Consider the following 23,311-nt stretch of genomic DNA (forward strand, 5'->3'; position numbering starts at 1 on the left):
AGTAGGCAGGACCTACCTTATGCATTATATTTGTGTTGTGAAACGACGCATCTATTTTCAACCGCTATACTTCCTGTTCTGGCTGCTATACTTTATGATGGCCCGGGCGGCTTTCCTGCTCTTCCACCTCGACCGCACCCGGCAGCTGAGCTTTGGGGATATTGCTAAGACTTTCTTTTATGGCCTGCGCCTGGATATGTCATTTACAGCTTACCTGTGTGCCCTGCCTTTTCTGATACTGCTGGTACAGGCCGTGTGGCCCCGGCTTCAGGTGGGGGTATTTCTCCGTATCTATACCATCTTGCTTCTGGTGGTGCTCTCGCTGCTGCTAACCGCGGACCTGGAGCTTTATACCTTCTGGGGATTCCGGCTGGATGCCACACCCCTGCAATACCTTAACACGCCCGGCGAAATGATGGCTTCTGCCGCCGCAGCCCCGGTCTTGTTGCTCACACTTATTGCCTTTATACTTAGCGCTAGCTTTGTGCTGCTCTATACTTTATACATCGATCTGAAGCATTTTCAAAAGCTGGCCGTAAAATGTGCGTTGGCTGCTGCAAGCGTGGGGTTCCTGGTGCTGCTGGTGCTGCCCATGCGCGGAGGCTGGCAACAGATTCCCATCAACCAGAGTGCGGCCTATTTTTCGGAGAAGCCTTTTGCCAACCATGCCGGCTTGAACATGCCCTGGAATTTGATGCATGCGCTGCTTCGCTACAACAAAACAAGTAAAAACCCTTACCACTTTATGGCAGACACGGCCGCGGCCCATAGAGTGGCTGCGCTCTACGCTCCTGCTTCGGATTCAACAGTTCACTATGTGACGCAGCCAAAGCCCAATGTACTATTCATTATACTTGAGAGCTACACGGCTAAATTTATAGCGAGCCTGGGCGGCGAAAAAGGCGTTACCCCGAACCTGGACAGTCTGGCAGCAGAAGGCATCAACTTTACCAATATGTACGCCAGCGGCGACCGCAGCGAAAAAGGGATGGTGGCGCTGCTGAGCGGCTACCCGGTGCAAACCATCACTTCCATCATCAAGTTTCCGCAGAAAACAGCCAAACTCCCCCAACTCAGCAGTGTATTTGCCGGGCAGGGCTATCGTACCAGCTATTATTATGGCGGCGAGCTGGAATTTGCTAACATCAAATCCTATCTGCTTAACGGCGGCTATCACCGGTTGATCGACAAGTATGATTTCCCGAGCGAAAGCTATAACTCCAAATGGGGCGCCCATGACCATATATTGTTCGAGCGCGTGCTCCACGATCTGAACCAGGAAAAGCAGCCCTTCTTCAGCACCGTGTATACGTTAAGCAGCCACGAGCCGTACGAGATCCCGATTCCGGCAAAATTCCCGGGAACCGATAACGAAGCTAAATTCCGAAATAGCGTCTACTACACCGACTGGGCGTTGGGCAGGTTTATTGCGCAGGCAAAAAAACAGCCATGGTGGCAACACACGCTGGTGGTACTGGTTGCAGACCACGGGCACCCGCTCCCCGGCAACGATCCGAACCACGCGCCCAGCAAGTTTCATATTCCGTTTATACTAACCGGCGGAGCACTGGAAACTAGCGGCAAACAAATCGCCACCATCGGCGACCAAACCGATATTGCCACTACGCTACTGGCGCAGCTTGGCCTGCCTCACGCGCAGTTTACGTGGGGTCATAACCTGCTGGCACCAGCCCGGCACCCGTTTGCCTTTTATGTGTTTAATGATGGTTTCGGGTTTATCACCCCGCAGGGCAAGGTGGCCTTTGACAATGTCGCCGGGCAGCCGATCCTGCGGGAAGGCACAGTAACAGACGAGCAGCTTGAGAATGGAAAGGCCTTAATGCAATACTCTTACAGCGATTTCATCAAAAAATAAGTCCTTTGATGCGTGCTTAATAGCATGAGTGACAGGCTGGAACATAGTAAACAAGTATACCAAAGCAATAGAAAGTATGCGGGGCAATTATTCGGTCTTTGATTATTAGATTTCGTACCTTTGCCCTGATTATGAAAAAAGTCGCGTTTTATACTTTAGGTTGTAAGCTCAACTACTCGGAAACCAGCACCATCGGGCGCATTTTCCAGGAGCGGGGCTTTGAGAAGGTGGAGTTTACCGACAAGCCGGATATCTATGTCATCAACACTTGTTCGGTAACGGATAATGCCGACAAGAAATGTCGTAAAATAGTGAAAGAGGCCCTCAAGCATTCGCCGGATGCCTTCATTACCATCCTGGGCTGCTACGCCCAGCTTAAACCAAAAGAAATTTCTGAAATACCGGGGGTGGACGCTGTGCTGGGTGCTGCCGAAAAATTTCAGCTGGTAGATATTCTGGAAGGCTTTGTAAAGAAAGACAAGCCCTCCATCCATGCCAGCCCTATTTCTGAAGCCCACACCTTCCATAACTCCTACTCGTTTGGCGACCGCACCCGCACCTTTCTGAAAGTGCAGGATGGCTGCGATTATTCCTGCTCGTTCTGCACCATTCCGCTGGCCCGTGGCAACAGCCGCTCCGATACCATTGAAAATGTGGTAAAATCAGCGCTAGAAATTGCTGAATCAGGCGTGAAAGAGATCGTGCTGACAGGTGTCAATACGGGCGACTTCGGGTTGCAGGACGGCAAACGCGTGGAGACATTTTACCAGTTGGTGCAGCAGCTCGACCAGGTAGAGACCATCGAACGCTTCCGCATCTCTTCCATTGAGCCCAACCTGCTGACCAACGAGATCATCTCATTTGTGAGCAGCAGCAACCGCTTTATGCCACACTTTCATGTGCCGCTGCAATCGGGCTCGAATAAGATCCTTAAACTGATGCGCCGCCGTTACCAGCGCGAGCTGTATGCCGAGCGCGTTGCCGCCATCAAAGCGCTGATGCCGCACTGCTGCATTGGGGTGGATGTGATTGTCGGCTTCCCGGGCGAGACCGAGGAGGATTTCCTGGAAACCTATAACTTCCTCAACGAGCTGGATGTGAGCTACCTACATGTGTTCCCTTACTCGGAGCGAGAAAACACGCTGGCTCCGGCTATGCCTGGCAAGGTGAGCATCAAAGAGCGTAACCGCCGGGCCGACATGCTGCGCATCCTGTCAGAAAAGAAAAAGCGTCATTTTTACGAACAGAACATCGGGCGTGAATTTACGGTGCTGTTTGAAGACGATGTGCACGAAGGAATGATGGAAGGCTGGACCGAAAATTACGTGCGCGTAGCGGTAAAGTATGATCCGGTGCTGGTAAACGAAACCAAACACGTACGCCTGACCGGACTAGACGCCCGGGGTCTGATGGAAGCGGAAGAAACGTACGTGGAAGTACTGAAACATTAATAGCCCGGAATATTCTGCTTCTAAAGTAAAATACCTTTATATTTAAGTTTCCAATAGCTTATTTACCACCTTTAAAGGATAACGAACGAAAGTGAAAGTAACCAAAATCGTACTGGGAGTAGCCGTTGCTGCTGCCTTCTTCACGGCCTGTAACCAGGAGCAAAAGCCAAAGGCAGGGGCCACTACTGCAGCCACAACATCCAACGACTCAACAGTAGCCGCAGGCGAGAAAATTGTGTATGTTAATTCCGATTCGCTGCTGGCCAACTATGGCTATTTTAAAGATGTGCGCACCCGCCTGGAAGGCAAAAGCAAAAAAGCAGAAGCGGACCTTCGTTCCAAAGCAGAGGCATTTCAGCAGGAAGTGGGCCGCTACCAGCAAACCGGCCAGGGTATGACCAACGAGCAGCGTGCCAGCACAGAGCAGCGCCTGGCGCAGAAGCAACAGCAGTTGCAGGCCCTGAACCAAAGCACCAGTTCGGCCTTAGCCAATGAGGAATCGGAAGAAATGAAAAAGATCTACGACAACGTAGAGACTTACCTCAAAAAGCTGAGCGAAGAGAAAGGCTATAAAATGGTGCTCACCTACTCAAGAGGCAACAGCGCGATCCTGTACGGCGATAACTCCCTGGATATTACACACGAAGTTCTAGCTGCCCTGAACGAGCAGTATAAAACTGAAAAAGCAGATACGACCAAAGCGAAGAAGAAGTAAGCTTCTGATCATACTTGCTAGAGAATAGAAAAAGGCGGGAGTTGATCCCGCCTTTTTATTTTAACTGGTAATATAGATTCTTCAAAGGGATCTAAGCTGTCACGCGAAAAGCCATACTTTACTATAGCTAACTAGGGTAGCTTCGTGGCTGTTAGTAGTCGATTTAATACTTGTATCTATCCAAGCGATAGACTTTCGCAAACGCCAGAGACCGCAGCAATCAAGTATAAGTATAAGCCGCTTATTCGTAGCGCAATGACTCGATAGGATCGAGTTTGGATGCTTTAAAGGCCGGGTAATATCCCGATACCACGCCCACAAAAACGCAGATGGCAAGTCCGGTAAACACCCACAGCCAAGGCACAATAAAACCGCCGTCACCAATGAGCGCGGCAATGCTGTTGCCGATCACTACGCCTAGCAAAATGCCCAGTAAGCCGCCTAAAATGCAGATCACGATCGCTTCGATAAGGAATTGCTGGCGGATCTGGTGCGCGGTGGCGCCTAAGGCTTTCCGGACGCCGATCTCACGGGTACGCTCGTTCACCGAAACCATCATGATGTTCATCAGCCCCACCGATGCGCCCAGCAAAGTAATAAACCCGATCACAAAGCCTCCCACTTTCAGGTAGCCCGTAATTTCGCCCAGGCTCTGCAGCAGCGAGTCACTGCGCCGGATCTCGAACGATTCCTCCCGCCCTAGCGCATCGTGGCGTACGTTGCGCATAATGCCGGTTGCCTCGCCCATTACATAGTTCAGCTCTTCGGGCTTCGGAATAGCCGTTTTGATATCATAATTCAGTTCGGAATTACCCTGACGCGGAATCTGACGGCCGGTTTCCAGCGGGATGATAATGCGGCGATCGCCGCCGTTGCCGCCCATGCTACTGCCTTCTTTTTCCAATTGCCCAATAATTTTAAAGCGCCTGCCAAGGAAGGTTACATATTGGCCGATGGGGTTAACTTTCGGAAACAGGTTGTCCACCAGTTCGCTGCCCACAATGGCTACATTCGTGCCCGTTTCCTGCTCCACAGTCGAAAAGCCTCTTCCTCTTGCCAGATTCAGGTTCTCGTTCTGCAGGTAGTTCTCATCTCCGGCAATGATGGTGATGTTGGGGTTTGTTTTCTCGGTTTCGCTTTTTACAATAGTGGCCCCTGAAATGAAAGCCGATAAGCTCACCATTGCATTGTCAGACATGAGGCTCTTATACTGGGAGGCTTCCTCATAGGAGATCTCCGGATACTCTTTTTCTGTTCTACCCTGCCGCCGGCCACCGTTATTGGCGCCCTTGCGCTCGATATCGAAGGAGTTAGCACCCAAGCTTGAAAAAGTTTGGTCGAGGGAGTGCTTCACCCCGTCCACGGCAGTGAGTATGCCTACCAGCGACATAATGCCGATCGAAATGATTAGCCCCGTCAGCACCGTCCGCAGCAGATTGCTTTGTATGGCGCGAAGCCCTTCACGAATATTCTCAAGCAGGTTCATCCTTCAGAATTTATGTATGCGCCTCACACTTTTTTACGTTAAGTATAAAACCGCGGCAGCGCTTCTAAGATAAAGCATTTTCTTAAACATTGATCTGATTTTATACATTTGTAAGGATTATCAAGACGAAACCCATGTTTTTCCGTACCGCCACGCTCCTGCTTTGCCTGCTGCTGTTCGCCTTCCGAAGTATGGCCAGCACGATCCTGATCCCGATGGATGAGACGCAGAAAGATCATTTAAAATCGTATGGCATAGCTTACTGGGCGCTCACCAAGCATATTCCGGTAGACTGGCTGCTCAATTACCGCGGCGGTAGTTTTGCCTTTCAGCACGCCCCACAGCTGGAAAATGAGTTGGTTGTGCGGGGCATCAGTTACCAAGTGATCTCAGATGCGCAGTATAACAGCGTGCTGCAGGAGGTGTCGGCTCCTGATGCCAACATGGATGTGGTAAAACTGGAGAAAGCCCCCAAAGTAGCCGTTTACTCGCCTAAGACCAAAATGCCCTGGGACGATGCCGTAACGCTGGTGCTTACCTATGCCGAGATTCCGTATGATGTGCTCTATGACGAGGAGATCATGAAAGGCGACCTGCCCAAGTATGACTGGCTGCACCTGCATCACGAGGATTTTACTGGCCAGTATGGCAAGTTTTATGCAAGCTACCGCAACTATCCCTGGTACCAGGAGCAGCAGGCGGAATCAGAAGCGATGGCCAGCAAACTGGGTTTTAAGAAAGTTTCGCAACTGAAGCTGGCTGTAGTAAATAAGATTAAGGATTTTTGTGCCGGGGGCGGCTTTCTGTTTGCCATGTGCTCAGCCACCGACACCTACGACATTGCCTTGGCAGCTGAAGGGGTGGATATTGTAGAAGCCATGTTCGACGGCGATGGGGCTGATCCGCAGGCGCAACAGAAACTGGATTTTACCAAAACCTTTGCTTTCCGCGATTTCCAGATCTCCCGCAACCCGCTGGAGTATGAATACTCCAATATTGATATGCAGCCACAGGAGCGGCCGGTTACAGAAGACAATGACTATTTCCAGCTGTTTACCTTCTCGGCAAAGTATGACCCTATCCCAACCATGCTCACGCAGAACCACGAGAAGACCATCAAAGGCTTTATGGGCCAGACCACCGCGTTCCGCAAAAGCCTGGTAAAACCGGAAGTAGTGGTGATGGGCGAGAACAAGGAACTTGGAGAGATTCGTTACATGCACGGTACCTACGCGCGCGGCACCTGGACCTTTTATGGCGGCCACGACCCCGAGGATTACCAGCACCTGGTAGGCGAAGACCCCACCGACCTGGCCCTGCATCCTAACTCGCCCGGCTACCGGCTTATACTTAACAACATCCTTTTCCCGGCTGCCAAAAAGAAAAAGCAGAAAACTTAAGGGAGTGCTGAGTAACGAGTTCAGAGTCCTGAGTTTAAGTATAGATTAATACTCGAGACTCAGAACTCGTTACTCAGAACTTACTTAGTGCATCCGGTCGGCACGGGGCTGCAAGGCGGCAATGATGTCGGCTTCAATGGCCAGTAATTCTTTCAGGCGGGCATCAACCACATCGGCGGGCATGTATTCTTTTGCCAGTTTGATAAAGCTCACATAATGCCCTGCTTCTGATACCATCAGCTCGTAATAGAATTTCTGCAGGTCCTCGTCCTGAATATTTTTCCAGAGCAACTTAAAGCGCTCGCAACTGCGGGCTTCGATCAAGGCATTGATAAGCAGGTGGTCCATGAGTTGGCGCTCCCGTTTGTCGCCTTTGCGGATGTGCTTGGAGAGCGCCACCACATACTCGTCCGTTCGGTTGCGTCCCAGGGCAAAGCCACGCTTCTTCAGCTCGGCAAGCACCCGCTCAAAATGGCTCCACTCCTCGGCTACCAGGTCCGTGAGTTCCTCTACCAGGCGGGTTTTATCCGGATACTTCACGATGAGCGAAATAGCCGATGATGCTGCTTTCTGCTCGCAGTAGGCATGGTCCACCAGAATATCTTCGATGTTCTTTTCTGCAATATTAGCCCAACGGGGGTCAGTGGGCAGTTGCAGCCGAAGGATGGTTTTGGTGGGTTGGGAGGGCATTTCGTTCGTCATACGTTTTTCACCTTTCTTTTCCTGCGCTTGGCAAGCAGGTGTGTTGCTGTTGTGGGTTAGTCGAAGAACATCCATTTGATGCCAAATATAAAGCTGCGCCGCATGCCCGGGTAATATGGTGTGGCAAAGTAGCCGGGCTGCCACAGGTCAAAGTTGGCATGGCTCATTTTCAGGAACACATTCACATTCTTGATATCGGCTGTCAGAAATACATCAATCACAGGGTAAGTATCCAGCTTAAAATCATTCTGTAAATAGAACTGCTGGGTTACCGGCATGTAGGCATCGGCGTAATACCCGGTTGGCATGGTGGCCTGCACCCCAAACTGGCCATCGAGCGCCTTTTTAAACAAGGGGCCCTGGAAGTATAACTTGGAATCGAGTAGCCATTCCGGCACCCGCACGTAGGCTGCCTCATCGGTGTTGGTGTAGGCTACAAAGTTTTCGAAGTGAACAGGCCCGAAGCGGATATGATGTGCCAACTCAGCTCCCCAGAGCCGCTGGTTTCCGCTCAGTTGTTGTGGCAGTGCTGTTTCATCGAAATAAATATAGCGCTTGATGCTTGTATAATTACCTGTCAGGCGCACAAACTGGCGCGCACCCAGCTTTCCTTCATAGCGCACTTCGCCGTGGTCGGTCACGTTGCTCTTAAAGCTGGTGTTGTTCCAGAGAAACTGGTTGCTCAGTAAATACTCCTCGGTAACAGAGGGCGATCGCAACACGCGCTGCAGGGAAGCACTTAACCCTGCAAACCGTGCCACGCCCCGCACCTGGTAATCGTTGGATAGCTGAAACTCACCGTCTACGGCCAGTTCTGCTTTGTTTTCATAAAATAGGCGCAGTTGGCCGCCTACAAACAATTGGTTATAGGCTTTGTCTGCCAGTATACGCTGTTCTGCAGTGGTGTCTGTTTTAGCTGTTTCGAGGGTGCTGTAGTTTACTTTGGCATTCCGGAGCTTGGCGTAGGCTTTGTACGAGGAGACCTTGTTGTTTCCTGTCAGTCCGAACACGTTCTGCAGCTCTTTATACTCGGCTACATCATCGGTCTTTTTCTGGTTATACAACCCGATCGGATAATAAAAACCCACTGCCGATTTGCCCGGCTGCAAGGCATCGTCTTCATACGCTTCCTGCTGCACGTGCCCGTCCAGCATATGATAAAACTTGAGGTTTTCCTGAGCCAGCTTGTAGATCTGTAACAGGTGGAGGTGATTGCGTTTTTCGTTCGTAGCGGCTTGTTCCAGGTTTACCGCCTGCGACTGGAAGTTGAACAGGCTCTCACGGGTGGTCGTATCGGAAGGTACTAGCACCCCTCCCTGTTCGATCTGTTCTGTTTTAAATAAAGTAAAGTTCACGAACAGGTCATACTTCTTGTTAATGGAAGCATAATGGCTGAAGGCCTTAAAGCCCTGCTGGTTCACAATCCTATCACTTGCCCTGGCGCTCACGCTGTTGCTGTTGAGCTGCTTCTGTGCGGCCAGCAACTGGTAAGCCACTCCTATGTTCCAGCGGGGTGTAATGTTGCGGGCATAAATGGCTTCAAAGACCTGCTCGCCACGCCCACCCTGGATATACATGAGGTGCGAGTAGGGCGAACGGGTATCGTAATAATTCAGATTGTAAGGATCATAGGCATAACGGTTGAATGCGTTTCGGCCAAACCGCACCCCGATGGTAGTGGGCACTCTGAAAAGCAGCGGCTGGGAGGCCGTGCCGATATTGCCCAGGTGCTGGTAATAGGCCGTATCCTGGTACCAGTAACGCTCGTTATTGAAATTGTTGATGGTGGTATCGATGCGCTCTTCTACATAACGGCCCTCCAGCACATCCTTTTCAAAAAGCTGCAGCGTAGTTTTGGGGCTGAAAATAACTTTTGTAGAGTCGTCGACAATCTGCGCCTGCGCCGTCCGGACAGACACCAGGCCAAGGAAAAATATAACAGCGACTAGTAATTTTCTTTTCACACTTCAAAATTAGTAGAATTTAGCAGAACTCCGCCCATTAAGCCCGGTGCAGGGCCGCCTCCCAGGCAGGTCTTCTATACGGGAAACGGCCTTTTCATGAAACAAACTGTCGCACATGCTGCAATATCAGCTTGTCGAACTTGTCTTTCTCGTCAATAAAGGTCACTTCCACCGGAATATAAAAGAGTGGCAACGTATGGGTAAGCTCCTGCAGGGCTTCGCCCGCCAGCTTCACAGCATCTTTGCGGGTAGTCAGCACCGAGGCGCCCCGGAAGAGATCCTTTTGCAGCATTTCCTTCATTTTATGCATATCCTGCAAGGTATAGCTATGATGATCGGGATAGGCGGCATGATGCAGGATGGTATATCCCTGCTTTTGAAGATAACGTACCAGCGTCACCGGATTGGCAATGCCGGTAAGCAACACCAGTTTATTTGCCAGCCTGGCAGCCTGACCGAGGGGTACCGGCTGGCCATACGTAAACGTGGAAAAGAACACCGGCGCCTTTTTGCGGCTATACATCCGGATGGCAGCCTTTATCTCGTGCTGCCGCTGCAGGGGCAGCATCTCCGGGCATTTGCTTACAATAATGGCATCGGCCCGGGCAGCCCCGCTCCGGGGTTCCCGCAGCATACCGGCCGGCAACACCAGGTCGTGGTAAAAAGGGCGGCCATACTCGGTGATGAGCAAATTGAGTGAAGGGTGAACGGGGCGGTGCTGCATGGCATCATCAAGCACAATGACCTGCAGGTCGGGAACGGCCTGCTGCAGCCGTTGCAGGCCCAGCACGCGGTCTTCGGCCACCGCCACTGTCACTTCCGGGAAATCGCGGTGATATTGATAAGGTTCATCTCCCAAGCGCTCGGCAGTAGCTTCTCCGTCGGCCAGCAGAAAGCCTTTTGTTTTGCGCTTATAGCCGCGACTCAGCGTAGCAATTTTATACTTGTGCAGCAGGCGCAACAGGTATTCTACGTGCGGGGTTTTGCCTGTGCCCCCCACCGTTAGGTTGCCGACGGCAATAACGGGTACCTGAAAACGCGCTGAGGCCAGGGTGCCGGTATCATACAGGGCATTGCGCACCTGCATCACCCCGCCGTATACCAGCGAGAAGGGCCAAAGCAGCATTTTCAGATATTTAACCATAATTTTGTTTCGGGAACAAAATTAAAATTATTTTAACGCCCCACATCAATTTATACGAAAGAGCTACCATATGGCAACTATAAAAGAGGTAATAGAAAAAATAGAACAGCTAGCACCACTCCCTTACCAGGAAAGCTATGATAATGCCGGCCTGCAGACGGGCAACCCGGCCACCGACGTATCGGGTGTCCTAGTAACGCTCGACTGTAACGAAGCCGTATTGGAAGAAGCTCTAAAAAAAGGCTGCAATCTGGTGGTCGCCCATCACCCGGTGATCTTTAAAGGGATCAAGCAGCTTACCGGCGGTAACTATGTAGAGCGCACTATTATACAGGCTATTCAAAACAACATTGCCATTTATGCCGCGCATACCAACCTGGACAATGTGGTGCAGGGCGTAAACACCAAAATTGCCGATAAAATGGGCCTGCAACAGCAGCGCATCCTGGTAAATAAACCGCAAACCCTGATGCAGCTGGTTACCTTTGTGCCCGTTTCCAGTACCGAACAGGTGCTACAGGCCCTGCACCAGGCGGGCGCAGGCAATATCGGGGAGTACAGCAACTGCAGTTTTCAGGTGCAGGGCACCGGCCGGTTTTTGCCTTCCGAGCAGGCAAACCCCACGATCGGCAAGCCCGGCAAAGCAGAGGAAGTAGCTGAAAACCGACTGGAAGTCATCTTCCCCGCCCACCGGCAGCATGCTGTGATGGCTGCTCTGAAAAAGGCCCACCCTTACGAGGAAGTGGCCCATTACCTGTATGCGCTCGAAAACCAGAACCAGGAAGCAGGCATCGGGGTGTTGGGCGAATTGCCGAAAGCTTTATCGGAAGAGGCGTTCTTGGCGTATCTGAAATCGAAAATGCAGCTGCAGGGCATGCGCTATACTTCGGTGGGTGCCCGTCCGATTAAAAAAATAGCGGTTTGCGGCGGCGCGGGTAGCTTCCTCATCAAAGATGCCATCCGGCAGGGCGCTGATGCGCTGGTGACGGGTGATGTGAAATACCACGAGTTTTTTGATGCGGACAGCAAAATCATGGTTGCTGACATTGGCCATTATGAGAGCGAGGTATTTACAAAGGAGATATTTTATGACGTTATTTCAAAAAACTTTCCTAATTTTGCAGTCTATTTATCGGAAGTAAATACTAACCCTATCAGATACACCTTTTAATACATGGAAAGTACTGTAGCCAGCAAATTAGAAGCTTTAATGACGCTTCAAAGCATCGATTCGCAGCTTGATGAAATTAGACGCGTTCGGGGAGACTTACCCGAAGAGGTTCAGGACCTGGAAGATGAGATTGAAGGTTATGAAGTAAGGGTTCGTAAATTTGATGACGAGGTTGCCGGGCTCAACGAGTCTATTGCACAACGCAAGCAGTCTATCAAGGATGCTGAAACGCTGATCCGCAAGTATGAGGACCAGCAGCAGAACGTACGCAATAACCGCGAATACGACGCCATCACCAAAGAGATCGAACTTCAGAAACTGGAGATCCAGATAGCAGAGAAAAAGATCAAGGAGGCGCACTACCAGATCGAGCAGAAAATCAACGAGATCGAAGGCACCAAAGGCCGCCTCGAAGAACGCCGCAAGGACCTGGACAACAAGAAGCACGAACTGGGCCAGATCGTAGCTGAAAGCGAAGAAGAAGAGCAGAAACTGGAGCATGACCGCGAATCAGCAGCCAGCAACATCGAAGATCGCTTGTTGAGCGCTTATTCAAGAATCCGCAAAAACGTACGCAACGGCCTGGCTGTTGTATCGGTAAAGCGTGATGCCTGCGGTGGTTGCTTTAACACCGTACCTCCTCAGCGCCAGGCAGATATTGCCGCTCAGAAGAAAGTAATCGTTTGCGAGCACTGTGGCCGTATTCTGGCTGGTGTGGAGCAGCGCGTTTTCTAGATCACCTGCGGCAACACCCGCTGGCAGAACAGATTTAAAAGGATGGCTAAACCCCATCCTTTTTTTATGCCGCTGCCCTGCTCCGGCTACCACGCTGCTGACCGGGAAACATCTAGCCGGACACCATTTTATACTATACGCCCTTACACTAAGTATAAACACGGGGCATATGCCGGAAATTGCCTTCCAAAAACATACATCGTTTATTGCGCATACGGATGCATGCTGTAGAAATCACTGCGGATACCTTACCTGTTTCGCTTGCCGAGTTCCGCCTGCGGGCACTTACCTGGGCCAGCCAGTATACGCTGGTTGCCTATTATAATTCGAATCAGATCGCTTACCCCCATCACGGCTTTGAACACCTTCTGGCCGTATCAAACAACCGCCCACTGGAGCTGGATAGGGAAAATAGCTTTGAGGCATTGCGCCGGCACCTGCAGCAGCACCCCAGCCTGCTCTGCGGTTACCTGGGTTATGATCTGAAAAACCAGCTGGAGAAATTCTCCAGCAGCAACCCGGATGCGCTTGGCTTCCCTCCTGTCTTTTTCTTTCAACCGGAGGTATACTTATACTTTAACCCAGCAAGCATAACTCTTTATACTACTGATGATAATACGCCGGATATTATCGATGTCATACTTGCCTGCAGCCCTGCCGCCCCTGCTGCGCCGCAGGGAATCCAAGTAAGACAGCGCGTAGCACCAAACAAGTATAAAGCCCATGTGGAGCAAATAAAAAACCTGATCCTGGAAGGCGACGTGTATGAGCTTAACTACTGCATGGAATTTTATGCCGAGCAGGTATCGCTCGCACCTCTTCCCTTGTACCTGGCGCTGAACGAGGCCTCGCCTACCCCCTTTTCGGGCTTCCTGAAGCAGCATGACAAGTACCTGCTTTGCGCCTCTCCGGAGCGCTTCCTGAAAAAAGAAGGTGCCCGGTTGATTTCCCAGCCCATCAAAGGCACGATCCGGCGGGGCGCTACGGAGGCTGAGGATACCGCTCTGCAGCAGCAGTTGCGCCACGATGAAAAGGAGCTTGCCGAAAATATGATGATCGTAGATTTGGTGCGCAATGACCTGAGCCGCTCCTGCGTCATCGGAACCGTGCAGGTAACGGAGATGTTCGGCATTTACCCCTTCCGGCAGGTTTCGCAGATGATCTCCACCATTGAAGGCACCCTTCGCCCCGACAAAGATCTGGTGGATGCGCTAACCGGCGCTTTCCCGATGGGAAGTATGACCGGTGCGCCGAAGATCAGCGCCATGCAGCACATTGAAGCACTGGAAGACACCCGCCGCGGCTTATACTCAGGCGCATTTGGCTACATCACGCCGGCGCAGGATTGCGATTTTAACGTGGTGATCCGCAGCCTGCAGTATAATGCCACAACCGGCTACCTTTCATTTATGGTGGGCAGCGCCATCACCTCCGATTCCGATCCGGAACGCGAATATGCCGAGTGCCTGCTGAAAGCCCAGGCTATGCTGCAGGTATTGGGGTGTTGATTGGAAAATTTGAAGTTGTGGAGATTTGGAGATGAAGAAATTTGAAAATGGGAATCGATCCTTCCGAAATCAAAGGCTTTGTTTGTCACTAGGTATTCGTTAGTACTGCTGCTTTCAACTTATATCAGCTAAACCGATCTTCAAGTCCCTACATCTTCAAATTCCCAAATCTCCACCTTTTCTAATTTCCACATTGATCAATCTTCAAATCTCCTAATTTCCAAATCTGCACATTAACTTCCCTGTCATTCTGTCACGGTTTTAGAAGAGATTATCGTATATTTGCGGCTGTAATAGTAGTAGAAGTATGGAGCCTATCGTTGATTTAGATTTTATAGATAACCGCACCCCGGAGCAGGCAGCGGCTTGTGACACCCACGTTACCACAGAATCCAATACCGGCAAAAGCCGCAAGCTGTACATAGAAAGCTACGGCTGCGCCATGAACTTCTCTGATTCAGAGATCGTTTCGTCGATCATGTTCGAGCAGGGCTTTGATACGACCGCTGATATTGCGCAGGCCGATGTTGTGTTTCTCAATACATGCTCTATTCGAGAAAAAGCAGAACAGACGGTGCGGAACCGCCTGGGCCAGATCAACTATTTCAAAAAGAAGAAACCTGATATGCTCGTCGGCGTGCTGGGCTGCATGGCCGAGCGCCTTAAAAAATCCCTGCTCGACGAAGAAAAGATCGTGGACCTGGTAGTTGGCCCGGATGCATACCGCGACCTGCCCAACCTGATCAACGAAGTGGATGGCGGCCAGAAGGCCGTGAACGTGCTGCTCTCCCGCGAAGAAACCTATGCCGACATCAGCCCGATCCGCCTGAACAGCAATGGCGTGAGCGCCTTTATCTCCATCATGCGCGGCTGCGACAACATGTGCTCGTTCTGCGTGGTGCCCTTTACGCGCGGCCGGGAGCGCTCACGCGATGCCCATTCGATTGTGCGTGAAGCGGAGACGTTGGTGGCGCAAGGCTATAAAGAAGTGACGCTGCTGGGCCAGAACGTGGACTCGTATAAGTGGACCTCAGAAGATGGTACTGAAAGCGTTAATTTTGCGAACCTGCTGGAGAGAGTTGCGCTGCTGTCGCCGGACCTGCGCGTACGCTTCTCTACTTCCCACCCCAAAGATATTACCGACGAGGTGCTGTATACCATGAAGCAGTATGACAACATCTGCAAGTATATTCACCTGCCGGCCCAAAGCGGCAACTCGCGCGTGCTGGAACTGATGAACCGCACCTATGACCGCGCCTGGTACCTGAACCGGGTAGATGCCATCCGAGCCATACTTGGCGAGGACTGCGGCATTTCCAGCGATATGATTGCCGGCTTCTGCTCCGAGACCGAGGAAGAGCACCAGGATACGCTCTCGCTCATGGACTATGTGCAGTACGATTACTCTTACATGTTCTTTTATTCGGAAAGACCGGGCACGCTGGCCGCACGCAAACTAGAGGATGACGTGCCGCTGGAAGTAAAAAAACGCCGCCTCGACGAGATCATCAACAAGCAGCGCGAAACCTCGCTGGCCCGCAACAAGCGCGATATCGGCAAAGTGCACAAAGTGCTGGTGGAGGGATTTTCCAAAAAGTCGAAAGAGCAGCTGAGCGGCCGCAACGATCAGAACAAAGTCGTTATTTTCGATAAGAAGCATTACCAAAAAGGCGACTACGTCAACGTGTTCGTGCACGACTGTAGTGTAGGCTCCCTTTTTGGCGAAGCGGTAGATTAGATTTGGAAATTGGAAGATGCGAAAATCTGAAAATTATACTTCAGAGCATCTTCCAATCTCCACATTTCCAAATCTTCAAATCTGATAAATGCGCAACATAGATATTCAAAGTATAAAACAGCGTTTCGGGATCATTGGTAACTCGCCCCAGCTCAACTATGCCATTCAGGTGGCTGTGCAGGTGGCGCCAACCGATATGACCGTGCTCATTAGCGGGGAAAGCGGTAGCGGAAAGGAATCCTTTTCCAAGATCATTCACCAGCTTAGCCCCCGTAAGCACGGCCAGTTCATTGCTATTAACTGCGGCGCTATTCCGGAAGGAACGATCGATTCAGAGCTGTTTGGTCATGAAAAAGGCTCTTTTACCGGTGCACAGGAAGCTCGCAAAGGCTATTTTGAAGTAACTGACGGCGGCACAATCTTTTTAGATGAGATTGGTGAGATGCCGCTGGGCACGCAGGCACGCCTGCTGCGCGTGCTCGAAAATGGCGAATTCATCAAAGTAGGCTCCTCCAAAGTACAGAAAACGGATGTGCGGGTAGTAGCCGCCAGCAATGTCAACCTGCTGAATGCCGTAGAAAAAGGGCAGTTCCGCGAAGACTTGTACTACCGGTTAAATACGGTTCCGATCTCGGTGCCTCCGCTCCGCGAGCGGGGCGACGATATTTACCTATTGTTCCGCAAGTTTGCCAGCGATTTTTCTGACAAGTATAAGGTAAAACCCATAGAGCTGACACACGAAGCCGTACAGGAGCTGCTTGGCTTCCGCTTTCCAGGCAACATACGCCAGCTTAAGAATATTGTAGAGCAGATCTCGGTGCTCGAGTATGACCGCGAAGTGGATGCCGACAAGCTGCGGCACTACCTGCCCCGCGAACAAAGCGGACTGCCAGCCATACTTAAGAAAGAGAACCCTTCGGATCAGCACATTTCGGAACGCGACCTGCTCTATAAAGTGTTGTTCGATATGCGGCGCGATGTGTCGGATCTTAAAAAGCTGGTGTATGAGATGATGGCCCATCAGCCAAACGATGAGGAACTGCTCAAAGAACACGGGCATTTGTTCGATAACCTGGAGCAGTACAACAGCCGGAGCTTTCAGCCTGCAGAGCCCAAGCACACCGAGCCATACTACCTGCCGGTAAAGCAGAGCCAGCCGCACGGGTACGAGGACCAGAAAGTAGAAGACATTCCACACGAAACCGAAGAGGAAAGTCTCTCGCTGGAAGACAAAGAAAAAGAGCTGATCATGAAAGCATTGAAAAAGCACCATAACAAGCGGAAGTATGCCGCGCAGGACCTGGGCATTTCGGAAAGAACCCTTTACCGCAAATTAAAGCAGTATGATATTGAAGAATAACAACCGTCTGATCCTTTGTATGTGCTCCCTGGTGCTGCTTTTGTGCGGCGGCTGTGGCGTATACTCCTTTTCCGGTACCAGCATCAGCCCCGATGTGAAATCTATTTCCATCCAGACCATCGAGAACAGCAGCGGCCAGGGGCCGTCTAACCTGACGCAGATCGTAACCGATAACTTTAAAAATTATTATCGCCGGAATTCGAATTTGACGGTTTTGCAGTCTAACGGCGATTTGCAATTGGAAGGCCAGATTGTTAGCTTTACCATTACACCAGCAGCCATCCAGCGGGAGGGCCTTGAAGATCGTGCGGCCCTGAACCGACTGACCCTTGGCATCCAGGTGCATTACACAAATACCAAGAACCCGGATGAAAGCTTTGACCGGCTTTTTTCCATTTCCGAAGACTTTGCCCAGGACGTGGATATTACGCGTATCCCCACCTCAGCTATCGAAAGCCTGTCAGATCGCCTGATAGCCGATGTGTTTAATAAAACTGTTGCCAACTGGTAGTATACCGTCAGGTTTAATTCGTTACAAATTGTTTTTACATGAATAAATCGGCTTTTCTTAAACTAATACAAGAGGTATCGAATATTTCGGACCAGCAGACAGAAGAGCTGGAGAAGGTTGCTGCGACCTTCCCCTACTGCCAGACGGCACACCTGTTACTAGCCAAATCGGCTTACGACAAAGGCAGTATGCTGTCTACCCAGCGCCTGCGCCGCGCTTCTGCCTATGCCACAGACCGGCAGCTGATGAAGCGCCTGATCTATACATCTCCTGCCCCCCTTCCCGTATTCGAAGAGCCCGAAGCACAGGAAATTAAACCAGAAGAAACACGCGAACTACAGGCAATTAACAACTCTGCTCTAGAGGAGATTACAGAAACAACGGAGGACTTTATTACTGCGCCGGAAGCTGTTATACCAGCCGAAACAGAATATGACACCCCGGCAGAAATAGCAGAGATAAGTGATGGCAATGCTCAAGAGGAGATAGCGCTGCCGGAAGCATCAAAACCGATTGCAGAACAGCCGCCGGTACGGGTGCCTACCGAGCAGGAATTGATGGATGCCGAACTGGCAAAACTGCTGACCATCAACAGCCTGAGTGCCTCTTTTACTGACTTACTGGCCCAGAAACCGGATGTAGTACCACCATTAGCCAGCAATTCCTTTATAACTGGGGCGCCTGAAGTGACCCATTTGCAGGAAACACGGGAAGCCCTAGAGGAACTACCGCAGGAGGAAGAAGCACCGGAACAAGATCCTGCCATTGCGGCAACGGAGGAGTATACTTTTGTGCCGCTTAAAACGCTGCCGGAAGAAGAACTTCTTGCCGCGTTTGCCTTACCTGCCAACCCGGAAGCAGCCGAAATCAAGTACCGCTACGATGTCATCGATAAGCTATACGACGAAGACGTGCTGGGCTATGGGATGGCCTCCAGCCGCATGGGCGAAGCGCTGCAGCTGAAAGATGACATTACTCCCCCGCGACCTTTGGGCTTCCACCCGGAGCTTATTCTGGAGTACAGCAAAACACATGAACTGGAAAAAGCCACGCCGGCTAGTGAAGATGTACTGGTGCAGCAACTTGATATCATTGACCAGTTTCTAAAGCTTAACCCTCGGTTAAAAGCCCTGAATAATATCAAATTACGCTCCGAGCCGCAAGAAGACCTCTCGCTGCGGAACAGCAAGATAAAGAAAGGCATAGCCTCGGAGAGCCTGGCAAATATCTTTCTGCAACAGGGAAAAATAAAGAAAGCCATTAAAATATATGAGCAGCTCATTTTGAAAAATCCGGAAAAAAAGAGTTACTTTGCCGAACAGATAGAAAAATTACAAAACTTAACCTAATATGTATATCGCCCTTATCAGCATTATTATCTTTGTTTGCGTGCTGCTTATTTTAGTGGTACTTGCCCAAAATCCTAAGGGAGGCGGCCTGTCTGGCCAGTTTGGAGGCAGCACCAGCCAGCTTGTAGGTGTTAAGCGCACCGGCGATTTACTGGAAAAACTTACCTGGGGATTTGCTATCGCCTTGATCGTAATGTCGTTGGGCTCACACATGGTTGATTCCTCTTCTGAAGATTCTTCGATCATGAACAGAAGCGTGAACGAAGAGCGCGCGCGCCAGTCGCAGTTACCATCTGCTACACCAGCTTTGCCAGGAGCTGCTGCCGATTCTACGGCTGTTATCCCCGACCCGGCTGACATTCCGGCCGTAGTAGATACCACAAAGCAAAAATAGGCATCGCCCTTATAACAATACCTGAAAGCCAGCTGAACCCTCAGCTGGCTTTTCTTTTTTAGCCCTTGCCCGCCTGGGCTGCCAAACCTGACAGACCGCTTGCTCTCCGCAACCGCCGGCTGCCAAATATGTCAAACCTGTCAGGCAGGTGGCCGTTATTAACTGAAAATTTGACTTAATGTGGCAGTTAGGCCAGCGTGGCACAAGAAATGATAATACACCTGTGGTTTCAATGTTTAATATCAACCATAAAATTATAACTCACAAACTATGTCAATCAGTATTAAACCATTAGCAGACAGAGTAATTGTAGCTCCTGCTGCAGCAGAAGAAAAAACCAAATCAGGTATCATTATTCCTGATACTGCTAAAGAGAAACCTCAACGTGGTGAGGTAGTAGCCGTAGGCGAAGGAAAAGTATCAGAGCAGGGCGCTTTGATGAAGCCTCAGGTGAAAGTAGGTGACCAGGTATTGTACGGCAAATATGCCGGCTCTGAGATCTCCGTAGATGGTAGCGACTACCTGATCATGCGCGAGTCAGACATCCTGGCTATCCTTTAATCTTATCTCATTAACGTAATTACAAAATCTTAATATTATGGCTAAAAACATCACATTTGATACAGACGCACGCACCAAGATCAAGTCGGGCGTAGACAAACTGGCAAATGCCGTAAAAGTAACCTTAGGTCCTAAAGGCCGCAACGTTATCATCGATAAGAAATTCGGTGCGCCGATGATCACCAAAGACGGTGTATCGGTAGCGAAAGAGATCGACCTGAAAGATCCTATCGAAAACATGGGTGCTCAGCTGGTGAAAGAAGTAGCTTCTAAAACTGCTGACCAGGCTGGTGACGGAACTACAACAGCAACTGTACTTGCCCAGGCCATCTATACAGCCGGTATCAAGAACGTAGCTGCTGGTGCAAACCCGATGGACCTGAAGCGTGGCATCGACAAAGCCGTTTCGGCTGTTGTAGAGAACCTGAAGTCTCAGTCTAAAAAGATCGAGAATTCTTCCGAGATCTCTCAGGTAGGTACTATCTCTGCCAACAACGATCCTGAAATTGGTAAAATGATTGCCGATGCCATGGACAAAGTTGGTAAAGACGGTGTGATCACGGTAGAAGAAGCAAAAGGCACGGAAACAGAAGTGAAAACGGTAGAAGGTATGCAGTTTGACCGCGGTTACCTGTCGCCATACTTCGTGACTAACGCTGAGAAAATGGAAGCCGATTTCGACAATCCTTTCATCCTGATCTACGACAAAAAAGTTTCTACCATGAAAGAACTACTTCCGGTATTGGAGCAGGTTGTTCAGACAGGTAAAGGCCTGGTGATCGTAGCAGAAGATGTGGACGGCGAAGCTTTGGCTACCCTGGTGGTAAACAAACTGCGCGGTTCGCTGAAAATTGCTGCTGTAAAAGCCCCAGGCTTTGGCGACAGAAGAAAAGCTATGCTGGAGGATATCGCTATCCTGACTGGCGGTACTGTGATCTCAGAAGAGCGCGGTTACAAACTGGAGAACGCTACACTAGACTACTTAGGCCAGGCTGAGAAAGTGATCATCGACAAAGACAACACTACCCTGGTAAACGGTGCCGGTCAGAAAGATGATATCGTGGCCCGTATCAACCAGATCAAATCGCAAATGGAGTCTACTACCTCTGACTATGACAGAGAGAAACTGCAGGAGCGTCTGGCAAAATTATCCGGCGGTGTTGCCATCCTTTACATCGGTGCTTCTACAGAAGTTGAGATGAAAGAGAAGAAAGACCGTGTGGATGATGCCTTGCATGCAACTCGTGCTGCCGTAGAAGAAGGTATTGTAGCAGGTGGTGGCGTGGCCTTGATCCGTGCGCTGGATGCGTTAGAAAACGTAGAAGTAGCAAATGCTGACCAGCAGACGGGTGTTCAAATCATTAGAACTGCACTGGAGTCGCCGCTGCGAACAATTGTGGCTAACGCCGGTGGCGAAGGCTCTGTAGTGGTACAGGCGGTGCGCGAAGGCAAAGCCGATTACGGTTACAATGCCCGCGAAGACAAGTATGAGAACCTGTTTGCAGCCGGTATCATTGACCCAACTAAGGTAACACGTCTTGCGCTGGAAAACGCAGCCTCTATTGCAGGCTTACTGTTGACTACTGAGTGTGTTGTTTCTGAAGAGCCTGAAGAAGACAAAGGCGCTCCGGCAATGCCAGGTGGCATGGGCGGAATGGGCGGTATGATGTAATCTGCCATTCTTATTTAATCATACAAAAACACCCTGCGTCAGTTTTGGCGCAGGGTGTTTTTGTATGTGATGCCTTTATACTTGGTAGTTGCTGGTAAATGCTTCGGTTTATACTTGAGGCTATACTTGCTGGCCGCTGTATTGCTGTGTTTTATACTTGTGCCTATACTTAGTTGCAGCTATTTCACTGATTATATATTTCCAGCTATACTTCTTAGCTAGCCTTTGATGCTCCTTTATACTTTGGTTATACTTGCTAGCTGCCTTTCTTCCGTAGTTTTATACTTCCGGTTATACTTGGTAGCTGCCTTAATTTCAGTTTAAACTGTAGCTATACTTGCTAGCAAGCTGTATTCCTCAGTCTTATACCTGCCTCGTTTCATTTCTTATTTTGGAGCGCACCAAGCCCGCGGGGGCTCGTCCTTTCGTTTCGCGCTGTGGCGTGAAGCTGCTCCTCGCTCGCGCTGCGGGCTGACCTGACGGGCACCGCAACACACCAAGGCGCTCAACCCGAGGACTGAGACCTGTTCGCTAGCTACTGTATTTTGCAATCAGCCCCTTGTAGGGACAGGTCGCGACCTGTCCGCCCAATAGCATTCGCAATGAAAGTATAGCCTAAGTATAAGTATGAACCTTCTCTCCTGACTTCTTTATTTTTGTCATCCTGAAAGGATCTTGGTGGAAAGTTTATTAGGCCAAAACTACAGCGTTTATACTTCAACATAAGCAATGACAGGCCTGCCTCCTTAGCCAAGCGGGGTCAGGAGCGGTTGGACCCGGTACTACTTCTCTAATTCTATAGCAAGAACCCTCAGCCGAGCTCTCTCCTATATTAGTAAAAGCAAAAATAAAAAGGCTACTTCATTTCCCGGATCAAGATGGTGATATCGTGCGGCGCGGGTTCGTCGCCACCAAAGTAAGGATATAACTGGTAGCCTGCTGCTACTCCTGCGCAGGAACGGGGAAGCGTCACCTGTTTGTCATGCAAGAAGAAGGTATAGGAGCGCTCGCCCATCGTCAGTGTGCAAGCTGTCTTCTGCCCGATCACCATATTCCCGATGTAAGCCGACTGCCGTTTGCCGTCCACATAAGTATAAGCATGCAGTTCGAGCTGGTTGTTATACCAACGCCAGCCAAACCTGGCGCTGTTCTGCTGGTGTGCTTGGCCGCAATCAGCTACCCCGTAAAGCTTATTGATATCGCCTTGATTGGCAGGATCTGCTGTGGTATAAATGGCCGAGCTATCAAACGTCACTTCAAAGCGGATTTCTAAAACCGCTGTTTTCCGGAAAGGATTGGATGTGGCATAATGTTGTCCTTTTTTGATCAGGTAGGTTACTGCGACAGGTGCGGGCTCCGGTGAGGCGGTAGCCTCCTCCTCGTCGCCCTGGCAGGCGCCAAGCAGCAGGCAAATCAGCGCCGGCACGTACCATGTTTGGAGTCTCTGCATCCGGAATACAGCTATACTTGTCCTTGTTCTTTCCTTCAGCTGTCGTTAATTTTATCTGAAGGAGCCGAATTTTAAAACGATGCGTGCGCATTTTGGTTCATAAAAAAAGCTCCTGCCGTTACCA

The 23,311-nt window shown here is 50.4% G+C and carries 19 protein-coding genes; 14 read left to right on the forward strand and 5 right to left on the reverse strand.

Translation table 11 applies throughout. The features are described 5' to 3' along the window. The first annotated feature begins 37 nt into the window (after positions 1 to 37). The 3 genes from LWL52_RS20655 (at position 38) to LWL52_RS08935 (ending at position 4,042) form a co-directional block, all read left to right on the forward strand. Positions 38 to 1,876 (forward strand): LTA synthase family protein, encoded by a 1,839-nt coding sequence (locus LWL52_RS20655; protein ID WP_242918964.1) that lies wholly within the window; start codon positions 38 to 40, stop codon positions 1,874 to 1,876. A gap of 131 nt (positions 1,877 to 2,007) precedes the next feature. Further along, positions 2,008 to 3,327 (forward strand): tRNA (N(6)-L-threonylcarbamoyladenosine(37)-C(2))-methylthiotransferase MtaB, encoded by a 1,320-nt coding sequence (mtaB, locus tag LWL52_RS08930; protein ID WP_242918965.1) that lies wholly within the window; start codon positions 2,008 to 2,010, stop codon positions 3,325 to 3,327. Positions 3,328 to 3,418: 91 nt separating this feature from the next. Then, entirely contained in the window at positions 3,419 to 4,042 is a 624-nt protein-coding gene (locus LWL52_RS08935; protein ID WP_242918966.1) for an OmpH/Skp family outer membrane protein, read from the forward strand. 241 nt (positions 4,043 to 4,283) lie between these two features. Here the strand turns inward: LWL52_RS08935 and LWL52_RS08940 are convergent, their stop codons facing one another. After that, complete coding sequence (locus tag LWL52_RS08940) at positions 4,284 to 5,528, reverse strand: ABC transporter permease (protein ID WP_242918968.1); 1,245 nt, start codon at positions 5,526 to 5,528, stop codon at positions 4,284 to 4,286. A 134-nt stretch (positions 5,529 to 5,662) separates the two neighbouring features. On the opposite strand from LWL52_RS08940, the gene LWL52_RS08945 reads away from it, so the two are divergent. After that, positions 5,663 to 6,928, forward strand: coding sequence for an asparagine synthetase B (locus tag LWL52_RS08945; RefSeq protein WP_242918970.1), 1,266 nt, complete (start codon positions 5,663 to 5,665; stop codon positions 6,926 to 6,928). A gap of 84 nt (positions 6,929 to 7,012) precedes the next feature. On the opposite strand, the gene LWL52_RS08950 is transcribed toward LWL52_RS08945, so the two are convergent. The 3 genes from LWL52_RS08950 to lpxK all read right to left on the reverse strand — a co-directional run bounded on the left by LWL52_RS08950 (position 7,013) and on the right by lpxK (position 10,738). Further along, on the reverse strand, positions 7,013 to 7,630 hold the full coding sequence (locus LWL52_RS08950; protein ID WP_242918972.1) for a MiaE family protein: 618 nt from the start codon (positions 7,628 to 7,630) through the stop codon (positions 7,013 to 7,015). Between the two features lie 56 nt (positions 7,631 to 7,686). Continuing rightward, the gene (locus LWL52_RS08955) at positions 7,687 to 9,594 is read right to left on the reverse strand and encodes a putative porin (protein ID WP_242918974.1); all 1,908 of its coding nucleotides are present in this window, start codon (positions 9,592 to 9,594) and stop codon (positions 7,687 to 7,689) included. A gap of 94 nt (positions 9,595 to 9,688) precedes the next feature. Continuing rightward, positions 9,689 to 10,738, reverse strand: coding sequence for a tetraacyldisaccharide 4'-kinase (gene lpxK / locus LWL52_RS08960; RefSeq protein WP_242918976.1), 1,050 nt, complete (start codon positions 10,736 to 10,738; stop codon positions 9,689 to 9,691). A 70-nt stretch (positions 10,739 to 10,808) separates the two neighbouring features. Here lpxK and LWL52_RS08965 point away from each other — a divergent pair, with 70 nt between their 5' ends. The 10 genes from LWL52_RS08965 (at position 10,809) to groL (ending at position 21,737) form a co-directional block, all read left to right on the forward strand. After that, positions 10,809 to 11,909, forward strand: coding sequence for a Nif3-like dinuclear metal center hexameric protein (locus LWL52_RS08965; protein WP_242918979.1), 1,101 nt, complete (start codon positions 10,809 to 10,811; stop codon positions 11,907 to 11,909). 3 nt (positions 11,910 to 11,912) lie between these two features. Then, on the forward strand, positions 11,913 to 12,644 hold the full coding sequence (locus tag LWL52_RS08970; RefSeq protein ID WP_242918981.1) for a zinc ribbon domain-containing protein: 732 nt from the start codon (positions 11,913 to 11,915) through the stop codon (positions 12,642 to 12,644). A 218-nt stretch (positions 12,645 to 12,862) separates the two neighbouring features. Further along, on the forward strand, positions 12,863 to 14,152 hold the full coding sequence (locus tag LWL52_RS08975; protein ID WP_242918983.1) for an anthranilate synthase component I family protein: 1,290 nt from the start codon (positions 12,863 to 12,865) through the stop codon (positions 14,150 to 14,152). Between the two features lie 307 nt (positions 14,153 to 14,459). After that, positions 14,460 to 15,890 carry a tRNA (N6-isopentenyl adenosine(37)-C2)-methylthiotransferase MiaB gene (miaB, locus tag LWL52_RS08980; protein WP_242918985.1) on the forward strand — a complete coding sequence of 477 codons (1,431 nt, stop codon included), beginning with the start codon at positions 14,460 to 14,462 and terminating at the stop codon, positions 15,888 to 15,890. An 88-nt stretch (positions 15,891 to 15,978) separates the two neighbouring features. Next, a complete protein-coding gene (locus tag LWL52_RS08985) occupies positions 15,979 to 17,250 on the forward strand; it encodes a sigma-54 interaction domain-containing protein (protein WP_242918987.1) in 1,272 nt (423 codons plus the stop codon). After that, the gene (locus tag LWL52_RS08990) at positions 17,234 to 17,761 is read left to right on the forward strand and encodes an LptE family protein (RefSeq protein WP_242918989.1); all 528 of its coding nucleotides are present in this window, start codon (positions 17,234 to 17,236) and stop codon (positions 17,759 to 17,761) included. The genes LWL52_RS08985 and LWL52_RS08990 overlap by 17 nt, the downstream gene beginning before the upstream one ends. A gap of 38 nt (positions 17,762 to 17,799) precedes the next feature. Beyond that, complete coding sequence (locus LWL52_RS08995) at positions 17,800 to 19,110, forward strand: DUF8458 domain-containing protein (RefSeq protein ID WP_242918991.1); 1,311 nt, start codon at positions 17,800 to 17,802, stop codon at positions 19,108 to 19,110. A gap of 1 nt (position 19,111) precedes the next feature. Beyond that, positions 19,112 to 19,504 carry a preprotein translocase subunit SecG gene (gene secG, locus LWL52_RS09000; protein WP_242918993.1) on the forward strand — a complete coding sequence of 131 codons (393 nt, stop codon included), beginning with the start codon at positions 19,112 to 19,114 and terminating at the stop codon, positions 19,502 to 19,504. 270 nt (positions 19,505 to 19,774) lie between these two features. Further along, positions 19,775 to 20,065 (forward strand): co-chaperone GroES, encoded by a 291-nt coding sequence (gene groES / locus LWL52_RS09005; RefSeq protein ID WP_242918996.1) that lies wholly within the window; start codon positions 19,775 to 19,777, stop codon positions 20,063 to 20,065. A 37-nt stretch (positions 20,066 to 20,102) separates the two neighbouring features. Then, positions 20,103 to 21,737 (forward strand): chaperonin GroEL, encoded by a 1,635-nt coding sequence (gene groL, locus LWL52_RS09010; RefSeq protein ID WP_242918998.1) that lies wholly within the window; start codon positions 20,103 to 20,105, stop codon positions 21,735 to 21,737. An 856-nt stretch (positions 21,738 to 22,593) separates the two neighbouring features. On the opposite strand, the gene LWL52_RS09015 is transcribed toward groL, so the two are convergent. Next, the gene (locus LWL52_RS09015) at positions 22,594 to 23,187 is read right to left on the reverse strand and encodes a hypothetical protein (RefSeq protein WP_242919000.1); all 594 of its coding nucleotides are present in this window, start codon (positions 23,185 to 23,187) and stop codon (positions 22,594 to 22,596) included. Between the last annotated feature and the right edge of the window lie 124 nt (positions 23,188 to 23,311).

It is taken from the genome of Pontibacter liquoris (assembly GCF_022758235.1).
Lineage (GTDB): Bacteria > Bacteroidota > Bacteroidia > Cytophagales > Hymenobacteraceae > Pontibacter > Pontibacter liquoris.